Raw genomic sequence first — 2530 nt, 5'->3', positions numbered from 1 at the left:
CTTCAGCCGCTGCCGCTCGCCGCCCGAAAGCGTGGACAGCGGCTGCCCGAGGGTCAGGTACCCCAGCCCGACATCGACGAGGCCCTTGAGGACCTTGGCGACGGGAGCCTCGGTGAAGAAGCCGACCGCCTGCTCGATGCTCATCTCGTAGACCTCGGCGATCGAGCGACCGCGCAGCCGGTGCTCCAGCACCTCGGGCAGGAAGCGCTTGCCCTCGCAGGTCTCGCAGGTGGTGATCATCGGGTCCAGGTGGGCAAGGTCGGTGTAGATGACGCCGAGGCCGTTGCAGTCGGGGCACGCGCCTTTCGAGTTGGCCGAGAACAGCGCCGCGTCGACGCCGTTGGCCTTGGCGAAGGCCTTCCTGACATTGTCGAGAATGCCGGTATAGGTCGCCGTGTTCGAGCGCCGCGAGCCGCGCGCCAGGGTCTGGTCGATGATGACGGTCTCGGGATAGGCGAGCGGCAGGCAGCCCTGGATCAGGCTCGACTTGCCCGAGCCGGCGACGCCCGAGACCGCCGTCAGCACGCCGCGCGGGATCGTGACGCTCACGTCCCTGAGGTTGTTCAGTCGCGCTCCGGAGATGTGCAGCGGCTCGCCGGCCGGGGCGCGGACCTCGGTCTTGATCGGCTGGTAGCGCCGGATGTGGTTGCCGGTCAGCGTCCCGGAGGTCAGCAGGCCGGTAAAATCCCCCTCGTAGACGATCTCGCCCCCCTTCGAGCCGGCCAGCGGACCCATGTCGACGACATGGTCGGCGATGGCGATCATGTCGGGCTTGTGCTCGACGATCAGCACGGTGTTGCCCTTGTCGCGCAGCTGCGTCATCAGCCCGGCGAGGCGGCCGACATCGTGCGGATGCAGGCCCACCGAAGGCTCGTCGAAGACATAGGTGATATCGGTCAGGGACGAACCGAGATGGCGCACCATCTTGACCCGCTGGCTCTCGCCGCCCGAGAGGGTCGAGCTTTCGCGATCGAGGCTGAGATAGCCGAGGCCGATGGTGATCAGGTTCTCGAGCCGTGCCGCGAGCGCCTGCACCATCGGCTGCACCTGCGGGGCGTCGAGCGCCCTCACGAAGGGCGCCAGGTCGGAGACCTGCATGGCCGACAGTTCCGCCACGTTGCGGCCCGAGAGCCGGCTGCCGAGCGCGGCCGCGTTCAGTCGCGCGCCGGCGCAGGCCGGACACGTCTTGCGCGTGAAGATGCGATCGTACTCCGCCCGCACGTGCGGCTGCAGGTTCTCGGGGTCCTTGGCGCCCAGCCCCTTCTTGAGCTTGGCGACCACACCTTCATAGGTGAGGCCGATCTTGCCCACCTTGACCTTGCGGCCGTCATCGAGGTGCAGCAGGTTCTGGCGCTCGGCGTCGGAGAACTCCGCCACCGGCTTGTCCATGTCGAACAGGCCGGAGTTCCGGTAGACTTCCCAATACCAGCCGTCGACCGCGAAGTCCTTGGGCAGCAGCGCGCCATCGTTGAGAGAGCGGGTCTCGTCGAGCACCGCGCGCATGTCCATCGCCGCCACCTGCCCGATGCCCTCGCATTCGGGGCACATGCCGCGCGGATCGTTGTGGGAGTAGAGCCCGGGCGAGCCGAGCCGCGGGGTTGCGGCCCGCGAGAAGATCACCCGCAGCATCTGCGCCGTGTCGGTGACGGTGGCAACCGTCGACCGCGAGTTGCCGCCAAGTCGCTGCTGGTCGACGACGATCGCGGCCGAGATGTTCTCGAGCGCGTCGGCATCGGGCTGGCCGTAGTGCGGCATGAACTGCTGCACGAAGGCCGGGTAGGTCTCGTTGATCAGGCGCTGGCTCTCGGCCGCGATGGTGCCGAACACCAGCGACGACTTGCCCGATCCGGACACGCCGGTGAACACGGTGATCTTGCGCTTGGGAATGTCGAGCGAGACGTCCTTGAGGTTGTTCTCACGCGCCCCGCGGACCACGATCGATCCATACACGCCTGTTCCCCTTTTCAGCTGTGCGGTCTGCCCCGATGTCGCCCGAACGTCAGTCGTTTCGACAGGGCCGGGCGCGCCGGTGATGGCCGCGCCGGCCGGAGGCATCCGGGTGATCCCGCGGCCCGGTCCTTCGGCGGCCTGGCGTTCTCCGACTACTTGTCGTCGTCCGAGACGATGGCGAACTCGAGCGGCAGGGCGGTCGTGTACTTGATCTGGCCCATGGCGAAGGACGAGCTGACGTCGGTCAGGTTGATCCTGGAGATCAGCCGCTTGTAGAACGCGTCATAGGCGGCAATATCGGGCACCACCACGCGCAGCAGATAGTCGACTTCGCCGCTCATGCGATAGAACTCGACCACCTCGGTGAAGTCCTCGACCACCGCTGCGAACTTCCGCATCCAGGCTTCATTGTGTTCGTTGGTGCGAATCGAGACGAAGACGGTGACGCCGGCATTGACCTTGGTCGGGTCGAGCACGGCGACGCGGCCCTTGATCACCCCGTCCTCTTCCATCTTCTGGATGCGGCGCCAGCAGGGGGTCGTCGAGAGTCCGACCTTGCGGCCGATCTCGGCGACAGGGG

The 2530-nt window shown here is 67.0% G+C and carries 2 protein-coding genes; both read right to left on the bottom strand.

Translation table 11 applies throughout. The features are described from left to right. The coding region (locus tag ACE3TU_RS21345) for an excinuclease ABC subunit UvrA (protein ID WP_374627869.1) at nucleotides 1-1950 on the bottom strand (1950 nt) is incomplete at its 3' end. Nucleotides 1951-2102: 152 nt separating this feature from the next. After that, on the bottom strand, nucleotides 2103-2530 hold a 428-nt coding region (locus tag ACE3TU_RS21340), incomplete at its 5' end, for an Lrp/AsnC family transcriptional regulator (RefSeq protein WP_374627868.1).

Origin of the sequence: Devosia sp. (genome assembly GCF_041917035.1) — a bacterium.
In the GTDB taxonomy this organism is placed as follows: Bacteria; Pseudomonadota; Alphaproteobacteria; order Rhizobiales; family Devosiaceae; genus Devosia_A.
Note: the sequence above shows the minus strand (reverse complement) of the source record. Positions and strands in the feature narration are given on the sequence as shown.